Below are 21436 nucleotides of genomic sequence, written 5' to 3' on the forward strand. Positions count from 1 at the left end.
AGTAGTTATTTATGCCTGCAAAGATAAGCTTATTTTATTTTTTGAATACAACTAAGGTAGAAGTCTTGCGCTGTTTTTCCTTTGAGATAAAGATGTTTTACTGGATAAAAAGGTATTGAAAGAAGCACCCATATCGGATTGATTTTCTTTTCTTTAAGGTCAATGGCATTATAGAACTTTGAATAATAAATAGTGTTGACCACTAAGTAAATAACAAAAAATACAAAAGCAATAATACTTAGACTTAGTGAAGCCTCGGCAATCTGAGGTAGTTTATTGTTCTTAAAAACAAAATGAAGAATCATTAAAATACCTCCAATACAAAAACTAACTAAAGATGTTTTTGAATAATCATTAAAATCCTTCAAAAATGTTTTGGCTTTAAAAATTTTATCAGGAATTTCAAGACCTTCGGACTGTAATGCTTCTAATGAAATAGGTCTATTTAATAAATTATGGAGGGCTATCTCTTTGGGTTTTTTATCAATATCAAACTCATCTTGCTTTTTAACAACGGCAACCAATTCTTCTATAGAATAGCGACTATAATAGTTATAGGATTTGGTATCACTTTCTGAAAGCTGTAATTTTTTGGCAGAAAACAGCCTTTTAAACGGTACCATAAGGGCATCAAATTGAAATACACCTTTGTCATTTGTAGCTCTTGAAGTGAGATAAATACTTAGTGGTAACATGATTCCTGTTGAAAGCCATGCACCAATTATAGGACTAAAACTTCCTTTTTCTGCACTGTTTTTTGCGAAAATTCCTAAAAAGTGATATGTCAAAAATAAAACTATGGCAATAACCATAGGCAGTCCTAAACCACCTTTACGTATCAAAGCACCCAAAGGAGCACCAACAAAAAATAGCACAATGCAGGCAATGGCCAAAACAAATTTATCTTGTAGTGCAATCACGTGCTTATTGAGCCTAGTTTCTTTAAGTTCAAGATTATTTGTGTTGGAATCTATGATTTGGCTTGTACTATTAGCCGAATTGATAGCAAGGTTTAAAATCTGAATCTTACTACCGATATTATATAATTGCAGAATATCGTTGCCATCATAAATCGAATCATTTTCATTCGGTTTTATGTTAAAACCTAAAGCAGAATAGGTCGATCGGTTGTAGAGTGTAGTTGCTAATGCATCGTAATCCTCTTTTTGTTTGATTTTTAGGCTATCAATGGTTTTATTGAGGCCATTAACATTAAGCATACTTGCTTTACCTGAAAAATTCATGTCATCAACGTCTTCTGTACTAAGAATCTCTAAATCTACATTAATGGTATAGGTATCAAAGTAACTTTTAACGTGTGGTTTTTTGATATTTTTACGCGTATCTCGATCTACTATTTCCTCATAATAATTGCCGTTAATAAGTTCTAGTTGTAGAATGTTAGAATCTTCGCTGCTCTTCAGCTCGCCTTTTTCGGCTATAATTACTTTGTAATTGCCTGATCTATTTGAGGTTTTTTCATGAATAATAACTTGTTCTAAAAACTGATCTCGGTCACCAGATTTTTTATCAACTTTAATATTTATGTTCCCAATCTCGTTAAACTGCCCTTCAGCTATAGCCAATGCTGGTTTTACTTTAGCAATATTTCGTCTTAAATTGTAGAAATTATATTCGCCCCAAGGAATTACATTATTGGCAAAAAAGAAAGTCGCAATGGCAAGTCCCACAATAAAAACGCTCAAACTTCGCATTGCTCGTTGAAGAGAGATGCCGGTCGATTTCATTGCAGCAAATTCATAGTTCTCAGCAAAGTTTCCAAAAACCATTATAGAAGATAACAATATCGTCAATGGCACAACCAAAGGAATAAGTTTTGGCATGTAATATAAAATGAATTTGGCGGTGACGGAAATGTCTAAATCCTTACCGGCAAGTTCGGTAATATACAGCCAGACCCCTTGTAAAACAAAGATGAACATGAATATAATAAAGACGCTAAAAAACGTCCTTAAAAAAGTGATAAGTATGTACCTATCTAATATTTTCACACATTAAAATATTAAGAGAGATCTCTTATTTATTGGATTTGTAGGCGAATGGTTATTAAACCTTAATCAATATTATTGATGTAGTAATCGCTATATTTACTTTTGTCAAATGTAAATAAGGTTTTTGATATAGGCTCATCGGTTTTAAAAGAATTAACAGTGAGTGTGGTTTTAGTTCCGTTTTTACCTACTTCAATTAAATTATATATATGCTTTGTCGTGGCATCTATCCCTAAAAGTACGTGCTTAATTTCAGCGTCACTGTCAATTGGGTTTAATTTTACATACTGTATTTTTCTACCCTTTAAATTTTGCTCAATATCCATTTTGTACGTGTAACCATCTTCGTAAAATGATAACATCTTGCTCGGCGTAATTGTGCTTTCGTCTTCACTATTATCAGAAGAAATGGTCACCTCTTCGTCTTCAGGACTTATTGTGTACAAGGTTTTGCCATCAAAAATACGCGTCACGCCCAAAATATTAAGAAGATATTTATCGCCTTCAATAACAACATTTCCACGTGTTTCTTGATTAATGTTTTCACTCACATTATTCAGCTCGTATTTAAAATCTAAACTAATATTGTTATAAGCTTTTATTTTTTGGCTTACTTCATTTAACAATGTCTTGGCTTTTGCATCACTCTGTGCAAATCCTGAAAATCCCATTGCTAAAATTGCTATTACTATTAATCTTTTCATTTGTGTATAGTTCTAATTTTTAGTTAATCTTCATTTTCGAGTAATTGATCTAAAGAGGCTAAATCTGGTACTAAAACTTGCCTCGCTTTACTACCTTCAAAATTACCTACAATTCCTGCAGCTTCCAACTGGTCTATAATTCGACCTGCTCTATTGTAGCCTAACTTTAATTTACGCTGCAAAAGTGAAGCAGATCCTTGTTGGGATGTTACAATAATTTCGGCAGCTTCCCTAAACAATTTATCTCTGTCTGACTTATCTATATCAAGATTTGTGCCACCTTCTTCACCAACATATTCTGGCAGTAAATGTGCATCCGGAAATGCTTTTTGTGAACCGATAAATTCAGTTATTTTCTCAACCTCTGGTGTGTCTACAAAGGCGCATTGAATTCTTATTAAATCGTTGCCTTGTGTGTAAAGCATATCACCACGGCCGATCAATTGATCTGCTCCCGAGCCATCTAGGATAGTACGTGAATCAATTTTACTTGTCACTCTAAATGCTATTCTGGCTGGGAAATTTGCTTTTATAATACCTGTGATTACATTTACCGATGGACGTTGTGTAGCAATAATTAAATGAATACCAATAGCACGTGCCAACTGTGCCAAACGTGCAATAGGTGTTTCAACTTCCTTGCCAGCCGTCATGATTAAATCGGCAAATTCATCTACAACTAATACAATATAAGGAAGAAAGGCGTGACCATCATTTGGATTGAGTTTTCGAGCCTTAAACTTTTTGTTGTATTCTGCAATATTTCTACAAAATGCGTTTTTGAGCATTTCGTAACGGTTGTCCATTTCTATACAAAGTGAATTCAATGTATTGATCACTTTAGTATTATCTGTAATAATGGCTTCTTCGCTATCTGGTAATTTGGCCAAATAATGACGTTCTATTTTGTTGAAAAGTGTTAATTCTACTTTTTTAGGGTCGACTAATACAAACTTAACTTCGGCTGGATGCTTTTTATATAATAAGGAGGTTAACACTGCATTTAATCCAACAGATTTACCTTGTCCCGTAGCACCAGCCATAAGCATATGTGGCATTTTTGCTAAATCGACCACAAAGGTTTCGTTGCTAATGGTTTTTCCAAAAGCGATTGGTAATTGCATTTCAGATTTTTGAAATTTCTGCGATGCAATCACAGAGCGCATAGAAACAATGGTAGAATTTTTATTAGGTACTTCAATACCAATTGTTCCTTTCCCAGGAATTGGAGCAATAATACGAATACCTAACGCTGATAATGAAAGCGCGATATCATCCTCTAGGTTTTTAATTTTTGAAATACGAATCCCTGCATCTGGTACAATTTCATAAAGCGTTACAGTTGGTCCAATAGTGGCCTTAATGCTGGTGATACCGATTTTATAATTACTGAGTGTTTCAACAATTCTATTTTTATTTTCCTCAAGTTCATCCTGGTCTATGGAAATACCTTCGTTATCGTATTTTTTTAGTAGATCTAACGGTGGAAATTGGTATTTACCCAATTCCAGCGTGGGATCAAATTGTCCAAAATCTTCAACCAACTTGTCGGCTAAATTATCTGTTTCTGATTTTTCTTCCGTTGTTTCTTCAACTTCAATTTTCAGTTCAGGTTCATCAATAGTTTCTTCTTTTGGTTTCTCGGCCACTTCCATTTTCAGATTCTCTAATTTTGATTCTGGTTGGGAATGATTTTTAATGGTTGGTTTTGTGTCTTCAAGCGGAACTTCAAATGAAGATTTTATAGCTTCAGCTTCTTCCGAAAAACTATTGTCGACTCCGACGACTGTAGTTGCTGTCTCGTCGGACTGTAAATCGTCTTTAATATTTCGTTTTGCATTTTTAAACAGGTTCACAAAGGTGTCTCCTGTAACTTTAAATCTAATAGCGAGATATGTAATTAATCCAAATAACAACAATAATGCCGTACCGATTTTACCAATGTAGTCCTGAAAGAACTGATTCATTTCAAAACCAATGGTTCCACCAAGGATATCATATTTATGGGTGAAAAATCCCAAAAGTATAGATAGCCAAATGACTATTAGAGTTCCCCAAATCCAATGCTTTCTTAGTTTAGCTTTTTTAAGGCCTAAAGTAACATATACGCCAGAGAGAAATAATAGACCAGAAAAAATGAAGGATGAAATTCCAAAACCTTTAACAATAAATAGATCGCTCACTTTTGCACCCAACAATTTTGCCCAGTTTTTGGCTTCAACATCGCGAGACGGAAATTGGGAGAGGATACTTTGATCTTCTTTTCCTGTAAACACAAACGAAAGAAAAGAGATAAATAAGAGTACGCCAAGAATTATTAATAAGCTACCAAATATTAGTTTTTGTTGATTGGATAACTGAAATGAAAGCTTCCTAAGTTTAACCTTATTTTTTGTTTTGGTTGTGGTTTTCTTTTTTGTACTGCGTTTTGCCATATAATGCCAAATTACTTTCGGTATAATTTATTTAAATTATTAAATCAATATATCAATTAAAAATTTGGGCCTTTCGAGCAATTCCGTTGACATATTCTTCAATCATTTTCATATTTTTTGCCAAATGATCTCCTTTAAAACCTCTGATATCATTATAGTTAATATTTAGGTTATAAAACTCTAAATAATCCTTAGCTAGGGGTAAATAGGACCAATGCCATTTTTCGAGATTATAGCCAGTTCTTCCATTATCTTTATCAGTATAAACTTGATAAAAACCGAATGTGCTCGCGTTTTTTGTTAACCAATCGTATACTACCTTGCCCTTTCCAGTTTCAAAATATGAATTTGTGAGATGGTTCAAGTCTAGATCCGTTCCCCAATGATGTCTAGAGGTACTCGGCATAGAACTATATTCAAGTATATGTCTAGCTCGTTTGGTTTCTTCTAGATTGTCGTATTTACGCCATTTTCGTTCCCAAATGGCTTTTTGTTCTTTAAAGTTACGAGTGCAGGAAATGATAAATAGGTTAATACCATCTTTTTTTGCAGCTTTATCCATTTTTAAAAAAGCATCATAAACTTTAATCTGAAGATAAATTGGTTTTGACGTGAATTTAGAATTGACTTTAGTGAAGGATTTGTGAGTTTTATAGTCAAATTTACCCAAAACAAAGTCTTCGTTTACTTGTAAATTATTATTAATGTGAGTGGATTGTAATGCAAAAACAGTTGTTGTGCCGAGACCAAAAAGGGACAGTGCAAATGCTAAGTATACTATTAGTTTATTCATATTACAGACCTACGAAAAGCTGAGTTTCTTATTGAAACAAAAATACAAATATGTAACGGTTATCCTAGTGGTTTTGGTATTTAAAGAATTTTAGGAATATATATTATTCCTGCAACAACAACTGCAATAATAGAAGCGATGAAAACCGCACCGGCAGCTACATCTTTTATGAGTCCGATTTTAGTATGAAATTCGGGATGGATAAAGTTGGCAATATGCTCAACTGCTGTGTTTAGTCCCTCGATGCTCATCACCAAGCCAATCATTGTAATCTGAAACATCCATTCCGTTGTTGAAATTTCATAGTAGAACCCTGCAATGGTGATCAAAATAGCGATAAACAATTGAATTTGAATACTTGCTTCAGTCTTTATAAGAATTAACATACCCTTGCAGGCGTAGCCAACACTCTTTAGTCTGTTGATAATAAAGGGTTCTTTTTTTTGCATGTATTCTGAATTGTTTTCAGAATTGAAATTCTAATAAATTTAAGACAGGGCCTCTAATGCGGCTTCATAATTAGGTTCGTCTACGATTTCGCTCACTTGCTCTGTGTGTTTCACTATGCCATCACTATCAAGAACTACAATACAACGAGAATGTAGGGTTTCTAATGGACCATCGGAAAATGTAAGACCATAATCTTTTCCAAAATCGCCGGTTTTGTAATCCGAAAGGCTCACAACATTTTCAATACCTTCGGCACCACAAAAACGGGCTAAAGCAAAGGGTAGATCTTTACTTATGCAAAGTACTTTCGTATTGCCAAAAGAGGCAGCCTTTTCATTAAAAGTTCTTACGGATTTTGCGCAAGTTCCTGTGTCTATACTAGGAAAAATGTTCAAAATTAATTGATGACCCTCAAAGTCTTTTAGTGATTTTTCGGAAAGAACTGTAGATGTAAGCTGAAATGAAGGTGCCTTGCTGCCAACTTTTGGAAGTTCGCCTAAAGTATGGATTTTATCTCCTTTTAGTGTAATAGTTGCCATAATGTAATGCTTGATTTATTGAAATTTAAAAATAGACATATTTCATGTCAATTGTATAAAATAAACTATAATCTTTGAAGTTTTCTAGTTAAGTTTTTAACCAGATTTTTCCAAATTGATATTGATCAATGTTATCTTATTGTTAATCGAATGTAAATTAATATGTCATTTCATCGAGATTTCTCGTCGTTGAGATATATTATTGAGAAGGTGTGATTTTATATTCTAGTTTTATACTTTATAATGAAATTTACATGCTATAATTCCCTGTTATTGGCATTAACAAAAGATAACTCCCTGTTGTCTTTATAATAATCAATAATATTTAATCATATGAATTTTGATTTGAACAGGTTTTCAATATTTCGTACGCTATCGATCTGCGTGGTATTATTGTTTATAGGACATTTGTTGAGTCTTTATATATTGACTGCTATGCCGCCTGAAAGTTTAGAAAGTGGCATTTATTGGAAATTGATGCATACTTTTAACTTTAATTTGGAAGCTAATTTGCCTACCTATTTCTCGTCACTGGTTTTAATGGGTAACGCTGGACTTTTATTCCTGATTGGACGCTGTTGGAAACGTGAAGGAAAAAAATATTGGAAGTGGATGGGTCTTGCCGTCATTTTCTTTATTCTATCTATAGACGAAATGATAAAAATCCATGATCATTTTAGGTCTCCAATGGAAAAATTTCTTGGAACATCTGGAATATTATATTATGCGTGGATTATACCATACGGCATTGTAACTGTCATTTTGGGTGTTGTTTATTTCAAGTTTTTTATGGCATTGCCAAAACGCATTTTATCATTATTTGTGCTATCTGCTATACTTTTTATTTCAGGTGCAATTGGTCTCGAAGCTATCGGAGGAATGTACGATGAACAATATGGTCAGGATAACATAACATATTATATATTATATACTGTTGAAGAATTATTGGAAATGTTCGGTTCAATCATTTTTTTATATTCGTTAATTATGTATTTAAATATAGAGTATCCTCATTTGAAAATTAAATTTGGTAAAAATGAATTGGAAGCTAATTCATAACAATAAGGATTTTTATATTGCACTTAATTGATGTATTGTAACCTATAAAAATCTTCAGTTTCAAATTATTCATAAAAATGAACAAAGCTATTTTAACCTACGTAGATAAAAATCCATCCATTACTACCGTATTTACTGATTATTTTGATACCATAGCGCACCGAACGGTTCATCCCAATAATATTATTAGGTTATGGGCTAAGTTTATGATTCGTGAAATGGGATTGAGTTTATCAATTGATGAATTATTCCTAATACGTAAAGAGGCCAAGTCATTTCTTGCAAAGAAAAATAATGTCGATGCCCACAAAATCCCTTACGAAAATCATAAGTATGAAGTTTTTAAGAGAATTGTAAATACTAATGCTTTATTAGCAGATCAAAAAGAATCGTTTTTTAAATACTTCGAACTTGCTGAAATAAGGGCAGAACAATCAGTGCAATTTCTCAATAAGGAAATGCTTAAAACCTTGGAGGCCTTTAAAACCAAGAATATTAAAATCTGTCTGGTATCTGATTATTATGCCTCAACCAACGTTTTGGTGGCACTATTAAAATATCATAAAATTGATCAGTTATTCGACCATATCTTTGCTTCTTCTTCTATTAAAACCAGTAAACAAGCTGGAGATATATATCCTTTTTTGCTAAAAAAATTATCACTAAAACCAGAAGAGGTCTTAATGGTGGGAGATAATAAGGTAAGTGATTACAAAAACTCAACCAATCAAGGTCTTCATGCCTATTTATTACCGCATGATAGATACCTAAAACAAAACAGATTAAATAATTATGGAAATGATGCAAAAGACTACCGAGCATTCATAGATTTTTATCTGAAGCAGTGCCAGAAAAAAGAAGCGGAGCCATTAAGTCAGTACATATTGATTTTTTACGTATTTATAGAACGGTTGTACGTCAAGTGTAAAGTTGATGGAGTAAAAAATTTATTCTTTTTGGCAAGAGAAGGGCAGTATCTCAAGAAGTTGTTTGATTATTATCAAGATTATCAAATACTCTTTGAAGGAGATCGAATAAAAACCCACTACTTTAGAACCTCAAGGCAAGCATCATTTCAAATTTCATTTAAACCTATAGATGAAGAAGATTTTAGTTTTCTAAAAAAGAAATTCAAAGGGTTATCTATTAATTATTTTTTGAAAGGATTTAATTTTTCTGAAGCTATTGTTAAAGATATTAAATCTTCTTATCCGTATGATTATGATAAAGTTATTACATCTTTTTTTGAATCAGAAGCATATAAAGGTTTGGCAAAAAATCAAACTTTCAGGAATTATTACGAAAAAAATAGAGTAGAACAGAAAGTAGCATTTGAAAAATACATTGCATCCTATAATGTAGATTTTCAAAGTGAAGGGATGAACTTAGTAGATATTGGATGGGGCGGAACGATGCAAGAATCATTATATAAATATTTTAATGAATCTTTAAAAGTTACAGGCTATTACCTCGGTTTGAAACTCATTTATGATATAAAGCCAAATACCAAGCGCTATGGATTAATATATAGTGTATATCCAATTAAAAAATACAAAGACGATATTTTGGATGTCAATGCCCAAATTTATGAACAACTACTTTCGGCAGATCATGGCAGTACTTTAGGCTATGATGCAAATTCCGAAACTTATACCGTAGAGTACCATCAGCCTATTGAGAAAGCACTTTACGAGAAGCATATTGCTAAACTACAAGACTACATGTTCATAGTATTTAAGAAATTACTTCGAGATTCTGAAAATATATGCTACGAGGATAAAATCGTAGATAAAAATTTGGTACGTTTATCTTTAAAAATAGGACTGTTTCAAACTAATAAAGAGCTCAAATTTTTAAATTTCCTAAATAAATCCTTATATAATAATATTGGTGAATTTAAAGTTGGCATAACATATAGTGCAAAAGATGTTGGAGGCTTATCTAGCTTTATCAAAAAATTTGTAGTGAACCCAGAAAAAACGTTCCGTTACTTTACCAAATTAAATACAATGCTTTATAATAAAAATAGAGTATTGCCCAAATTGTTTCCAATGTTCTTGGTTTATGGCTACATTAGAATGAATGGTTATGTCAAAAGAAAAATTCTAAAGAAGCGTTTTTATTTTAAGTATGCCTCAATGGAATAAGACTAAAATTATTAAAAGCAATTTCCAAAAATTCACTGAAATGTTTTAACGTAACTCAGCACCAACTTTACTTTCAAAATTAGCCTGAAGCTTGCTCATTATTTTGTCAATCTGTTTATCCGTAAGCGTTTTGTTTTCATCTTGAAGTATAAAACTTATAGCGTAACTTTTCTTATCACGTGGAAGATTTTCACCTTCGTATACATCAAACAGGTCTACACTTTTAAGTAATTGTTTTTCGGTTTGTTTGGCGATAGTTTCAATATCTTCAAACTTGATATTGCGATCCAATAATAACGCAAAATCACGTCTAACTTCCGGATATTTAGGAATTGGAGAGAACTGAACATTATTATGTTTGGCCATGGCAATTACATTGTCCCAATTAAAATCTGCGAACAATACAGGTTGGGAAATGCCAAAATGTTTTAATATTGATTTTTTTATCAATCCAAATTCAACAATCTTCAGTTTGCCTATAGAATATCCGATGCCTTCACTTAGAGTATCTCTTTTTAAGGCAGATGTCTTAAAACGTGATAGTCCTAAACGCTCCAAAACACCTTCAATCGTACCTTTTAGAAAAAAGAAATCGCTTGGTGTATTGGGAGAATTCCAACGTTCTTTAGATTTATTTCCTGTAACAAATAGAGAAAGGTGTTTGTTTTCTTCACGTTGCTCTGAATATTGATGATATGTTTTTCCAAATTCAAACAACTTTAAATCTTCACGCTTTCTATTGATGTTATGTGCAACTGCCTCTAGTCCTGAAAATAATAGCGATTGGCGCATTACTCCCAAGTCATTGCTCAATGGATTAAGCATTTCAACATTATGCTCAGCACTTAGTTGTTCGCTCAATTCTATATATTTTGGAGAAGTTAGCGAATTGGCCATAATCTCATAAAATCCTTGGGATGCCAATTGGTTGCCTATAATATTCTGAACTTTATAATCTTCAAATCTTGAGGAATTGGAGATAGAGGCATTGAGCTTTTCTGTTGTCGCTATATTATTATAACCGTAAACTCTCAAAATTTCCTCAATGATATCAGCCTCGCGCTGCACATCATTTCTATAAGCAGGCACGGTTAGACCTAATCCCGTTTCAGTAACATTATTGACTTTTATATCCAAAGAGGAAAGAATGCTCTTGATTGTTTCTCGCGGAATTTCTTCGCCAATCAATTTTTTAGCATTATCAAAACTTAATCTCACCTGAAAATCTTCAATTTTCTTTGGGTATGCATCAACAATATCGCTAGAAATTTCACCTCCGGCAATATCCAGTATTAGAAGTGCGGCGCGTTTTAGCGCGTATTCAGTAATATTTGGGTCAATACCTCTCTCAAATCTAAAGGATGCATCAGTGTTTAACGCATGTCGTTTTGCGGTTTTGCGAATGCTTATTGGGTTAAAGTAGGCACTTTCAAGAAAAATACTTGTTGTATTTTCTGTAACACTAGAATTTGTTCCTCCAAAAACTCCGGCTATACACATTGGTTTTTCGGCATCGCAAATCATTAAATCATCTTCATGAAGTTCTCGTTCCACTTCATCCAAAGTAGTGAACTTGGTGCCAGCCTCACATGTTTTTACTACTATCTTGTTACCGGCAACTTTATTGGCATCAAACGCGTGAAGTGGTTGGCCTAATTCGTGCAAAACGTAATTGGTAATATCTACAATATTGTTTTTTGGTGTTAACCCAATAGATTTAAGTCTGTTTTGTAACCATTCTGGGGATGATTGGACTTTAAGTCCAGAAATGGTAACACCACAGTAACGTGGAGCTTTTTCTTTGTTCTGTACGTCTACATCTATTTTAAGCGAACGTGCGTCGACGTGGTAAGAACTAACTGAAGGTGTTATTAATTCCAATGAGACTTCACGTTGCAAAAGGCCTGCCTTTAAGTCCCTGGCAACGCCATAATGACTCATGGCATCTGCACGGTTGGGAGTTAATCCAATTTCAAAAATATAGTCGGTTTCGATATTAAAAACTTTTGAAGCTGGAGTTCCAACTTTTAAGTCGTCATCCAATACCATTATACCATCGTGCGATTCACCTAAGCCTAATTCGTCTTCAGCGCAAATCATACCATGGCTTTCTTCGCCTCGTATTTTTCCTTTTTTAATTTTCCAAGCTTCGCCTTCTGCCGTATAAAGTGTGGAACCGATAGTTGCAACAGGGACTTTTTGTCCAGCAGCTACATTTGGCGCACCACAAACAATTTGCACTGGGTCTTTTTTACCAATATTGACAGTCGTTAATTTTAAGCGGTCTGCATTTGGATGTTGCACACAGGTTAAAACTTCGCCGACAATGATGCCCTCAAGTCCTCCTTTTACGGATTCAAAACGTTCAATTCCTTCAATTTCCAGACCGAGGTCTGTAAGTAGTTCGCCAGTTTTTTCAGCGTTCCAATCTATGTTTATAAACTGTTTGAGCCAGTTGTACGAAATTTTCATAGTCTAAATTCAATCAAGATGCAAAGATAGCAAAAGCAATAAGTCAATGAAATAACGGTTTGCTTTTTTATGTAAGGTCTATGTTATAATTTCGAACTTTATTGAAAGCTATTTAATTATGAAAAAAATATCAATTTTGTTAATTACTATTTTGTTTCTGAATTGTAATAAGGAAAAACAAGCTAATGAACTGCAAGTTGGAACGTATAGAGCAGTTTTAGAGGTTCAGGATAACGAGGAATTGCCATTCGTTTTTGAAGTAGAATCGCCTAAAAAATTAAAAATCTATAATGCTGAAGAAGTAATTGAAGTCGACGAAATCGAATATAAGAATGATTCCATATTTATTAAAGCACCTGTTTTTGAAGGCATAATAGCCGCAAAGTTTGATGGTGATCATCTTAAAGGCAGTTTTACAAAAGAAAGTTTAGATAGAGTAGTGCCCTTTTCTGCTGAATTTAATAATGAATTAAGATTTGATTCTGAAACAAAACCGACTCAAAACGTTTCTGGTACTTGGGAAACTGTTTTTAGTGAAGGTATACAAGACGACGAATATATTGCCAAGGGAATTTTTAATCAAAAAGGTAGTAAAATCACAGGAACTTTCCGCACAACAACTGGAGATTATCGATACCTTGAAGGTGTGATGGATGGAGATGTAATGAAACTTTCAACATTCGATGGCGCGCATGCCTTTTTGTTTACGGCAAAAGTTTCTGATTCTACCATGAAAGGCACCTTCTATTCTGGGAACCATTGGAAAGAACCATTTGTGGCCAAGCGCAACGAGAATTATGAATTGCCAAGTGCTAATGAACTCACTTTTATCAAAGATGGATACGATGGTTTAGAATTTTCTTTCCCCAATGAAAAAGGTGAAATAGTTTCCATCAGCGATGATAGATTTAAGGATAAGGTTGTGGTAGTGCAAATAATGGGAACATGGTGCCCAAACTGTCTTGACGAAAGTAAATACTACACTAAATTTTACGAAGAAAACAACGACAAGGATTTTGAAATGGTAGCGTTAGCCTTTGAGTATGCCAAAACCGAGCAAAAGGCTTTCAAAAGCATTAATAGACTGAAAGAAAAACTGAATATTAATTATCCTATACTATTAGCACAATACGGAACTTCAGACAAAGCAAAGGCCCAAGAGAAACTCCCAATGCTTAATCATGTATTGTCTTATCCAACCTCAATTTTTATTGATAAAAAAGGGAATGTGCGCAAAATACACACAGGATTCAATGGGCCTGCTACAGGCCAAAAGTATGTTGAATTTAAGGACGAGTTTGAAGGTTTTGTTAGCGAATTGTTGCAAGAATGAGAAAATGCCCAGCATTGGGCGTCAGCTACACTGTTCTGTTTAAATTAAATTTTCTATTAAATGAATTTTTCATTTGAGATTTTTAATTGTTGCTATTCTTTCATATACGCTAACAATAGAATGTTTCAAGCAAAGGTCACGGCTTTTTCTATTGTAAATTTGGTTATAACCAAAAAATAGAATTATGTCGATATTAACAATTATACTTTGCATTTTATTACCACCATTAGCTGTATTTCTTAAACACGGCTTGGGAACAGAATTTTTAATCAGCCTATTATTAACTCTAATTGGTTGGCTGCCCGGTGTTATTTATGCATTTTATGTAAATAGTTAAGAATACCAACAATAGAAAAAAGAAAATGGAAAATATATTAGTAGCTGGTGCCAACGGTACTACTGGAAAACAAGTTGTTAACCTTTTAAAATCATCACAGTATTTTAACCCTGTAGCTATGGTTAGAAATGAGGATCAGATAAAACAATTTAAAGATGATGGAATCGATGTTGTTTTGGGTGATCTGCAAAAAGATTTGGCTCATGTTGTAAAAAATACGGACAAGATAATTTTTGCGGCCGGCTCTGGCGGGAAACAAGTAGTCGAAGTTGATCAGGAGGGTGCAAAACGCTTAATTGATGTATCTAAGATGGCGAATGTTAAAAAATTTGTTATGCTCAGCTCAATGGGAGCAGATAAACCTGAGGAGGCAGATGATTTACAGGAATATTTGAAGGCCAAACACAAAGCAGATGTTCATTTGCAAAACAGTGGATTAAATTATGCAATTGTACGTCCAGGCACTTTAAATAATAATAAAGGAAAAGGAAAAATTGAACTTAGTGAAAAGTTAAATAAACGTGGTGAGATCAGTAGGGCAGATGTGGCAAGGACATTAGTTCAAGCTGTTCATGATAATGCACCAAATCATTCGACCTTCGAAATTCTTGAGGGAGATATTTTAATAGGTAAAGCGTTCGATAAATTAAATGATAATGTAAGTTAGGCCTTTTGCCTATTAAAATTATTAACATTTAACACTTGAAAAAATTAAAGTAGAACAATAAATAAAAAATAAAATGGAAAATTTAAATAAGAAAACAGTAGCAATATTAGCAACCAACGGATTTGAAGAGAGCGAACTAAGCGAACCTAAAAAAGCCCTTGAAAAAGCGGGAGCTGACGTGCATATTGTATCGTTGGAATCTGGTGAAATTAAAGGATGGTCAGATGGTAATTGGAGCAATAGCTATAAGGTTGATAAAACTCTAAGTGAAGTAAATCAAAAAGACTATAACGCGCTGGTATTGCCAGGAGGACAGATTAATCCAGATGTATTGCGTAAGGATAAAAATGCAGTAGCATTTGTAAAGTCATTTTTCGAAGCTCACAAACCGGTCGCGGCAATTTGTCACGCGCCATGGTTATTGGTAGAAGCAGAAGTTGTAAAAGGTAGAAAAGTAACTTCTTACGATTCTATTAAAACAGATTTGATTAATGCAGGTGCCAATTGGGTGGATGAAGAAGTAGTTGTAGATGCAGGTTTAGTAACTAGTAGATCACCCGAGGATTTACCGGCGTTTAATGCAAAACTAGTGGAAGAGGTTTATGAAGGCAAGCACGAAGAGCAGACTGCATGATTAATATGAAATAGGTAATTGAATTTATTCAATTATTTATGAGGGAGACATCTATGGTTGGGTGTCTCTTTTTTATTTCTGTGTTCTGCTTTTATCAACTTATGTAGTTCCAAATGTTCCGGTATTTACTCATCTGTCTATAGGTGTTTAAAATCAATTTATGCTCCGGTGATTTGAGGCTTGGATCTACTTTCAGTACTTGTTTGGCATAATATCGTGCTTGTTGCAAAATATCTTTGTCTTTTATTATATCTGCAATCCTAAGATTTAATACACCACTTTGTTGCGTGCCCATTATGTCTCCTGGTCCTCGAAGTTTTAGGTCTACTTCTGCGATTTCAAAACCATCACTACTTTGTACCATAGTTTGTAATCGTGTTTTGCTGTCTTGGCTCAATTTGTGCCCTGTCATTAAAATACAATAACTCTGTTCGGCACCACGACCTACACGTCCACGTAATTGGTGCAGTTGGGATAAGCCAAAACGTTCAGCGCTTTCAATAATCATTACTGAGGCATTGGGAACGTTCACGCCGACTTCTATTACGGTAGTGGCGACCATAATATTAGTTTCGCCCTTAGCAAAACGTTGCATTTCGTATTCTTTGTCTGCCGCTTTCATTTTACCGTGTATTATGGAAATTTGATAATTTGGCAATGGGAACTCTCGTGAGATACTTTCGTATCCATCCATCAAATCTTTATAATCCATTTTTTCGCTTTCCTGAATTAATGGATATACGATATAAATCTGTCTTCCCTTGGCAATTTCATCCTTCATAAACCGAAAAACTTTCAGCCTATTATTGTCATATCTATGAACGGTTTTTATAGGTTTCCTGCCAGCGGGTAATTCATCAATTACAGATATATCCAAATCCCCATAAACGGACATTGCCAATGTTCGAGGAATTGGAGTAGCGGTCATTACAAGCACGTTAGGAGGAAGATCATTTTTATGCCACAATTTTGATCGTTGGGCGACTCCAAATCGATGTTGTTCATCAATAATTGCTAAACCTAAATTTTTGAATTTCACCTTATCTTCTAGCAGCGCATGTGTGCCTATAAGTATCTGCAAAGTGCCATTTTCTAGATTTTTGTGAATAGTTCTTCTTTGTGAAGTGTTACTTGATCCAGTAAGAATTGAAACACTGATTTTTAGTGGTTTACATAATTCTAATATTCCATTATAGTGCTGGACTGACAAAATTTCAGTCGGCGCCATTAAACAGCATTGAAAACCATTGTCAAGTCCCATGAGCATTGACATAAATGCAACTATGGTTTTTCCAGAGCCCACATCTCCCTGCAAGAGTCGGTTCATCTGAGCCTTGCTGCCTAAATCTGATCGAATTTCTTTTAGTACACGCTTTTGGGCATCGGTCAATTCAAAGGGTAAATGGTCATTATAAAACGTGTTGAAATAGTCTCCTACTTTATCAAAAACAAAACCTTTAATTTTCGATTTATGGATTAAATTCTTTAAAATTAATTGCAATTGAAGGTAAAATAATTCTTCAAATTTAAGTCGGAATTGAGATCTTAAAAGTAGTTCCGGAGTCTTTGGAAAGTGAATGTTAAATAGTGCATCAGACTTAGAAATCAGTTTCAATTCTTCCATAATTGAAACCGATAAAGTTTCGGCAAATCGTCCTTTGGTTTCCAGGAATAACTGCTGCATTATTTTGGTCAATATGCGATTGGTAATCCCTTTATTCGAAAGTTTTTCGGTAGAAGGATATATGGCTTGCATGGCAGACCTTAAGTTGCTTTCGTGTTCTGATTGCAATTCTATTTCAGGATGTGGCATGCTAAATTTGCCGTTGAACCAATTCACTTTCCCAAATATTACGTAGGTCTGATTGATTTTTAAACTTTCTCTAGTCCATTTTTGTCCTCTAAACCATACAAGCTCCATCATTCCCGTGTCGTCTTTAAAATTGGCGACCAATCGTTTTCCACGCTTTTGGGGCACTTCTCTAAAGTCGGTGATTTTTCCAACTATCTGAACTTCGGAGCTGTTTTGTAGCAACTCGTTGATTTTGTAATAGCGCGTGCGATCAATATAGCGATTTGGGAAAAGGTTGAGTAAATCTTGGTAGGTGTGGATTCCTAGTTCTGAACGTAACAAATCCGCCCTATTAGGGCCAACGCCTTTGAGGTAGTCGATGGGAGTTTGGAGATTCGCGCTCATGCTTGCGAATTTACCCAATTCCTTTGAGAAAATAAATCTCTTTTTGTTATTCAGATTTTAACAATCAGAGATCAATGAAGGAATCTCAAGAACTAAAGATTTTACTTGTGTTTATTAACACCGTTAGCGGAAAGACTACAATTTATTGTATTTTGGTCTTATTCTTGATTAAAATCTATTCATGAAGAAATTCTTAGTCATTTTTACCGTGTTTGTAGCGGGTTGTTCTTTTTCTCAGCAAACGGAAAATGTAGATTTTACAAACATTAAAGCTGCAATAGAACTGGTCCCTGATTCTTCCAAAGTTATCGGCAGTGTTTATTGTGAGTTCAAAATTCTTCGTGAAGTGGATTCGGTTTATTTAGATGCTATTGATATGGCTTACATTTTCCCAGAAAAGGATGAGAATGAGGTAGGCTTTAGTTATGATAGTGATAAGCTATGGTTAAAATCAAACTTCAAAAAAGGTAAAACTTATTCCGCGGTATTTAGATATGAAGCTGTTCCTAAAAAAGCGCTCTATTTTTTGAGAAAGAATGATAAATGGCAAATTTGGACGCAAGGTCAGGGAAAATATACCAGTAATTGGCTACCGAGTATTGATGATACTAACGATAAAATTGAGTTTGATTTAACGATTGAATTTAACAGCAATTATGAAGTCGTCGCAAATGGCGTGTTGAAAAACAGAAAAGTTGAGGGTTCAAGTATAGTTTGGCATTACGACATGCAAAAGCCTATGTCTAGTTACTTAGTTGCCTTCGCTATTGGCAAATACAACCAAACAACTGAAACCTCAGAAAGCGGTATTCCTTTAAAATATTACTATTATCCAGAAGATTCCCTAAAGGTTGAGCCGACCTATCGTTATTCCAAACAAATGTTCGATTTTTTGGAAAATGAGATCGGCTTTGCATATCCTTGGCAAAATTATAAACAAGTTCCGGTGCACGACTTTCTTTACGCTGGCATGGAAAACACTACGCTCACTATATTTTCTGATGCCTTCGTTGTGGATAATATTGGATTTAATGACAAAAATTACGTCAACGTTAATGCCCATGAACTGGCTCATCAATGGTTTGGCAATTTGGTAACTTCTACATCAGGTGAGCATCATTGGCTCCAGGAAGGTTTTGCAACCTATTATGCGCTTCTTGCAGAACGTGATATTTTTGGCGATGATTATTTTTGTTTTAAACTATATGAATCGGCATTAGATTTAGGCAGACAAGATATCGCGGGCAATGGTACATCTTTGCTCAATCCAAAATCGAGTAGCTTGACCTTTTATCAACGTGGATCTTGGGTGTTGCATGCATTGAGAGGTAAAGTTGGTGACGCCGTTTTTAGAAAAGCGGTAAAGAACTATCTAGAAAAGTACCAGTTCGCCAATGTAGAAACGTCAGATTTTATTAAAGAAATCCAGTCATTATATGGAAAATCACTAACCAGTTTTGTAAATGAATGGATTGAACAGGAAAAATTTCCAGTATATAAAGCTTTAGAGTTGTTGGAAAAAGAATCGGCTAAAATTCAGGAATATTTGATGGTAGATTGTGAGGCAAAAAACTCAAAATGTGCTGATTATTTAAAGTACGATGTGTCTGATGAGGCAAAAGTAAAAGTCATTTCGCAATTTCCGAGCTTGGTTAATAAAAATACGTTTAGAAGTAGTTTAAAAGTGCGTCAAGCGATTTCGCAATACATCACTAAGGTTCCAGTAGAATTAAAATCTGAGTACGAATCACTATTGGATGATAAATCTTATGTCACTGTTGAAAACGCTTTGTATAATTTATGGGTCAGTTTCCCTGAAGATCGTCCTAGGTATCTTTCTAAAACCAGAAACATAGAAGGATTCAATGATAAAAACGTACGTCTGCTTTGGATAATGCTTAATCTCAATACGCCATTTTACCAAACAGATAACAAACAAGGTTTGTATAATGAGCTTTTGAATTATACGGAAACACGATATAATGCCGACTTAAGGATGAAAGCATTTCAGTATCTTAAATTAATTAATTCATGTAACGAAAAATGTCAATCCAATCTGAAGGAGGCCAAATCGCATCATAATTGGAGAATGGTTAAGTTTGCAAAGGATATGTCAGAACAATTAGAACAAAATAAAGGATAATGCGCGCATTGGTGATTTCTGGTGGTGGAAGCAAAGGCGCATTTGCAGGTGGTGTGGCGCAATATCTCATGGAGCGGGAAAAACATAATTACGATATGTTTTTGGGCACATCAACTGGTAGCCTTTTGGTGCCACATCTGGCTGTTAACGAAATTGGTAAACTCTACGATATTTTTACCAATGTGCAGCAGCACGATATTTTTAGCATTAGTCCCTTTGTGCAGCGAAAAAAAGGAGATAGGGAATATGTTACTATCGATTTCGTGAACTCACTCTGGCAATTTATAAGAAGGAGGAGGACGTTTGGAGAGAGCAAAGCCTTAAAGCGAAATATTAGGCGCAATTTTACGCAAGATGAATATAGCAAAATTAAAAAAGAAAAGCATGATGTCGTAGTAACCGTGTCCAATCTATCAATGAATCGGGTAGAGTATAAGTCAATAAATGACTGTACTTATGATGAATTTTGTAATTGGATTTGGATTTCCTGTAATTACATTCCGTTTATGTCACTGGCAAAAGTCAATGGCTATGAGTACGCTGATGGAGGTCTTGGAAGTGTTATTCCTATTCGTGAAGCAATTATTAGAGGGGCAACAGAAGTAGATGCCATTGTTCTTGAAGCTGAAAATCTTGGAAAACAGAAAATTCTTGGGAAAAACCCATTTTCGTTAATGATAAGTTTGTTTGGACATCTTTTGGACCAGGTAGAACGCAACGACATCATCATTGGTAAATTGGCCGCCCGTAATAGAGATGTAAAACTAAACTTGTATTATACACCAACAAGTCTTACCGAAAATTCGTTGATATTCAGCAAACGCTTAATGGAAAAATGGTGGAAAGAAGGTTACGAGTATGCTGAAAAACGACACGACATTAGTACGCGATAAGTAACATTTAGTATTAAGCATGAATTCGTGCTGATAGGGTTGAAGAATTGTAATTAATTTTTCAATTTCTAACTCACAGATTGGCTCTCGCTACCACAACTCTCCAACTTCTTGTTTGATGAAAGATAAAGCCGTACTACTCGGTGCTGGCTTCTCCATAAGTTCGGTAAGAACTATTTCCCTAAGCTTGTTAGCAGAATCCGTTTTTTCCTGCATATTCGCTTTTCTGATCAGCTGAATTGTGGCATTTTTTGCTGCCGTAATAATGTTCCAGCATTCATCCGAAACGTAGATTTGCTGTGATAAATTATGTTCAAATTCTTGTTCGATTGAAGCTATAAGTAAAGATTCATAATTATCTTTATCAGAAGATGTTGGGTTAATTCTTGTTAATAATTTTGATGGCGATATGCGTTCTAAAAAAAGCGACATTCGTTCATAAGCTTGTAACCTGATTGGAAGTGTTTCTTTGTGAACATCACGATGCAAGAGATAGCGTCTTCTGCTACGTTCGTTTTCGATATGTTGTTTAAAAAAATAGTAGGCGATTAAACCTACAACTATTGCGGGTAGCAAGTTCAATAAATAAGGGATAAAATCTTCGATGTCCATAGAATAAAT

17 protein-coding genes are annotated in these 21436 nt (G+C 34.4%); 8 read left to right on the forward strand and 9 right to left on the reverse strand.

Translation table 11 applies throughout. From position 1 onward, the window contains the following. Positions 1-29 precede the first annotated feature (29 nt). The 6 genes from HM983_RS14770 to tpx form a co-directional block, all read right to left on the reverse strand. The gene (locus HM983_RS14770) at positions 30-2012 is read right to left on the reverse strand and encodes an LptF/LptG family permease (protein ID WP_179346511.1); all 1983 of its coding nucleotides are present in this window, start codon (positions 2010-2012) and stop codon (positions 30-32) included. A gap of 62 nt (positions 2013-2074) precedes the next feature. Continuing rightward, entirely contained in the window at positions 2075-2716 is a 642-nt protein-coding gene (locus tag HM983_RS14775) for a LolA family protein (protein WP_179346512.1), read from the reverse strand. 23 nt (positions 2717-2739) lie between these two features. Beyond that, positions 2740-5151 (reverse strand): DNA translocase FtsK, encoded by a 2412-nt coding sequence (locus HM983_RS14780; RefSeq protein ID WP_179346513.1) that lies wholly within the window; start codon positions 5149-5151, stop codon positions 2740-2742. Between the two features lie 52 nt (positions 5152-5203). Then, positions 5204-5944, reverse strand: coding sequence for a M15 family metallopeptidase (locus HM983_RS14785; RefSeq protein ID WP_179346514.1), 741 nt, complete (start codon positions 5942-5944; stop codon positions 5204-5206). Positions 5945-6024: 80 nt separating this feature from the next. Then, positions 6025-6393 (reverse strand): diacylglycerol kinase, encoded by a 369-nt coding sequence (locus HM983_RS14790; RefSeq protein ID WP_179346515.1) that lies wholly within the window; start codon positions 6391-6393, stop codon positions 6025-6027. 39 nt (positions 6394-6432) lie between these two features. Then, positions 6433-6933, reverse strand: coding sequence for a thiol peroxidase (gene tpx, locus HM983_RS14795; protein ID WP_179346516.1), 501 nt, complete (start codon positions 6931-6933; stop codon positions 6433-6435). 435 nt (positions 6934-7368) lie between these two features. Here tpx and HM983_RS14800 point away from each other — a divergent pair, with 435 nt between their 5' ends. Both HM983_RS14800 and HM983_RS14805 read left to right on the forward strand, forming a co-directional pair. Further along, positions 7369-7992: a peptidase M48 Ste24p gene (locus tag HM983_RS14800; RefSeq protein WP_179346517.1), complete on the forward strand. Its 624-nt coding sequence runs from the start codon at positions 7369-7371 to the stop codon at positions 7990-7992. 77 nt (positions 7993-8069) lie between these two features. Further along, entirely contained in the window at positions 8070-10139 is a 2070-nt protein-coding gene (locus HM983_RS14805; RefSeq protein ID WP_179346518.1) for an HAD family hydrolase, read from the forward strand. A 45-nt stretch (positions 10140-10184) separates the two neighbouring features. Here HM983_RS14805 and pheT read toward each other — a convergent pair whose 3' ends face one another. Further along, a complete protein-coding gene (pheT, locus tag HM983_RS14810; RefSeq protein ID WP_179346519.1) occupies positions 10185-12611 on the reverse strand; it encodes a phenylalanine--tRNA ligase subunit beta in 2427 nt (808 codons plus the stop codon). A 118-nt stretch (positions 12612-12729) separates the two neighbouring features. On the opposite strand from pheT, the gene HM983_RS14815 reads away from it, so the two are divergent. The 4 genes from HM983_RS14815 (at position 12730) to HM983_RS14830 (ending at position 15582) form a co-directional block, all read left to right on the forward strand. After that, positions 12730-13944, forward strand: a complete 1215-nt coding sequence (locus HM983_RS14815) for a peroxiredoxin family protein (RefSeq protein WP_179346520.1) — start codon at positions 12730-12732, stop codon at positions 13942-13944. Positions 13945-14128: 184 nt separating this feature from the next. Next, positions 14129-14281: a YqaE/Pmp3 family membrane protein gene (locus HM983_RS14820; RefSeq protein ID WP_179346521.1), complete on the forward strand. Its 153-nt coding sequence runs from the start codon at positions 14129-14131 to the stop codon at positions 14279-14281. Between the two features lie 25 nt (positions 14282-14306). Further along, positions 14307-14948, forward strand: coding sequence for an SDR family oxidoreductase (locus tag HM983_RS14825; RefSeq protein WP_179346522.1), 642 nt, complete (start codon positions 14307-14309; stop codon positions 14946-14948). A 73-nt stretch (positions 14949-15021) separates the two neighbouring features. Further along, positions 15022-15582 carry a type 1 glutamine amidotransferase domain-containing protein gene (locus HM983_RS14830; protein WP_179346523.1) on the forward strand — a complete coding sequence of 187 codons (561 nt, stop codon included), beginning with the start codon at positions 15022-15024 and terminating at the stop codon, positions 15580-15582. A gap of 94 nt (positions 15583-15676) precedes the next feature. On the opposite strand, the gene recG is transcribed toward HM983_RS14830, so the two are convergent. Further along, positions 15677-17779: an ATP-dependent DNA helicase RecG gene (gene recG / locus HM983_RS14835; protein ID WP_179346524.1), complete on the reverse strand. Its 2103-nt coding sequence runs from the start codon at positions 17777-17779 to the stop codon at positions 15677-15679. A 181-nt stretch (positions 17780-17960) separates the two neighbouring features. On the opposite strand from recG, the gene HM983_RS14840 reads away from it, so the two are divergent. Both HM983_RS14840 and HM983_RS14845 read left to right on the forward strand, forming a co-directional pair. Continuing rightward, positions 17961-19922 carry a M1 family metallopeptidase gene (locus HM983_RS14840; RefSeq protein ID WP_179346525.1) on the forward strand — a complete coding sequence of 654 codons (1962 nt, stop codon included), beginning with the start codon at positions 17961-17963 and terminating at the stop codon, positions 19920-19922. Then, on the forward strand, positions 19922-20815 hold the full coding sequence (locus tag HM983_RS14845) for a patatin-like phospholipase family protein (protein WP_179346526.1): 894 nt from the start codon (positions 19922-19924) through the stop codon (positions 20813-20815). The genes HM983_RS14840 and HM983_RS14845 overlap by 1 nt, the downstream gene beginning before the upstream one ends. A 90-nt stretch (positions 20816-20905) precedes the next feature. On the opposite strand, the gene HM983_RS14850 is transcribed toward HM983_RS14845, so the two are convergent. Next, on the reverse strand, positions 20906-21427 hold the full coding sequence (locus HM983_RS14850; protein WP_179346527.1) for a DUF7935 family protein: 522 nt from the start codon (positions 21425-21427) through the stop codon (positions 20906-20908). Positions 21428-21436: the final 9 nt, after the last annotated feature.

The sequence above is a fragment of the Winogradskyella ursingii genome, assembly GCF_013403975.1.
GTDB lineage: Bacteria > Bacteroidota > Bacteroidia > Flavobacteriales > Flavobacteriaceae > Winogradskyella > Winogradskyella ursingii.

Coding starts and splice junctions, on each gene's coding strand:
- HM983_RS14775 (WP_179346512.1), bottom strand. CDS start 2,716: ATGAAAAGATTAATAGTAATAGCAATTTTAGCAATGGGATTTTCAGGA.
- HM983_RS14780 (WP_179346513.1), bottom strand. CDS start 5,151: ATGGCAAAACGCAGTACAAAAAAGAAAACCACAACCAAAACAAAAAAT.
- HM983_RS14785 (WP_179346514.1), bottom strand. CDS start 5,944: ATGAATAAACTAATAGTATACTTAGCATTTGCACTGTCCCTTTTTGGT.
- HM983_RS14790 (WP_179346515.1), bottom strand. CDS start 6,393: ATGCAAAAAAAAGAACCCTTTATTATCAACAGACTAAAGAGTGTTGGC.
- tpx (WP_179346516.1), bottom strand. CDS start 6,933: ATGGCAACTATTACACTAAAAGGAGATAAAATCCATACTTTAGGCGAA.
- HM983_RS14800 (WP_179346517.1), top strand. CDS start 7,369: ATGCCGCCTGAAAGTTTAGAAAGTGGCATTTATTGGAAATTGATGCAT.
- HM983_RS14805 (WP_179346518.1), top strand. CDS start 8,070: ATGAACAAAGCTATTTTAACCTACGTAGATAAAAATCCATCCATTACT.
- pheT (WP_179346519.1), bottom strand. CDS start 12,611: ATGAAAATTTCGTACAACTGGCTCAAACAGTTTATAAACATAGATTGG.
- HM983_RS14815 (WP_179346520.1), top strand. CDS start 12,730: ATGAAAAAAATATCAATTTTGTTAATTACTATTTTGTTTCTGAATTGT.
- HM983_RS14820 (WP_179346521.1), top strand. CDS start 14,129: ATGTCGATATTAACAATTATACTTTGCATTTTATTACCACCATTAGCT.
- HM983_RS14825 (WP_179346522.1), top strand. CDS start 14,307: ATGGAAAATATATTAGTAGCTGGTGCCAACGGTACTACTGGAAAACAA.
- HM983_RS14830 (WP_179346523.1), top strand. CDS start 15,022: ATGGAAAATTTAAATAAGAAAACAGTAGCAATATTAGCAACCAACGGA.
- recG (WP_179346524.1), bottom strand. CDS start 17,779: ATGAGCGCGAATCTCCAAACTCCCATCGACTACCTCAAAGGCGTTGGC.
- HM983_RS14840 (WP_179346525.1), top strand. CDS start 17,961: ATGAAGAAATTCTTAGTCATTTTTACCGTGTTTGTAGCGGGTTGTTCT.
- HM983_RS14845 (WP_179346526.1), top strand. CDS start 19,922: ATGCGCGCATTGGTGATTTCTGGTGGTGGAAGCAAAGGCGCATTTGCA.
- HM983_RS14850 (WP_179346527.1), bottom strand. CDS start 21,427: ATGGACATCGAAGATTTTATCCCTTATTTATTGAACTTGCTACCCGCA.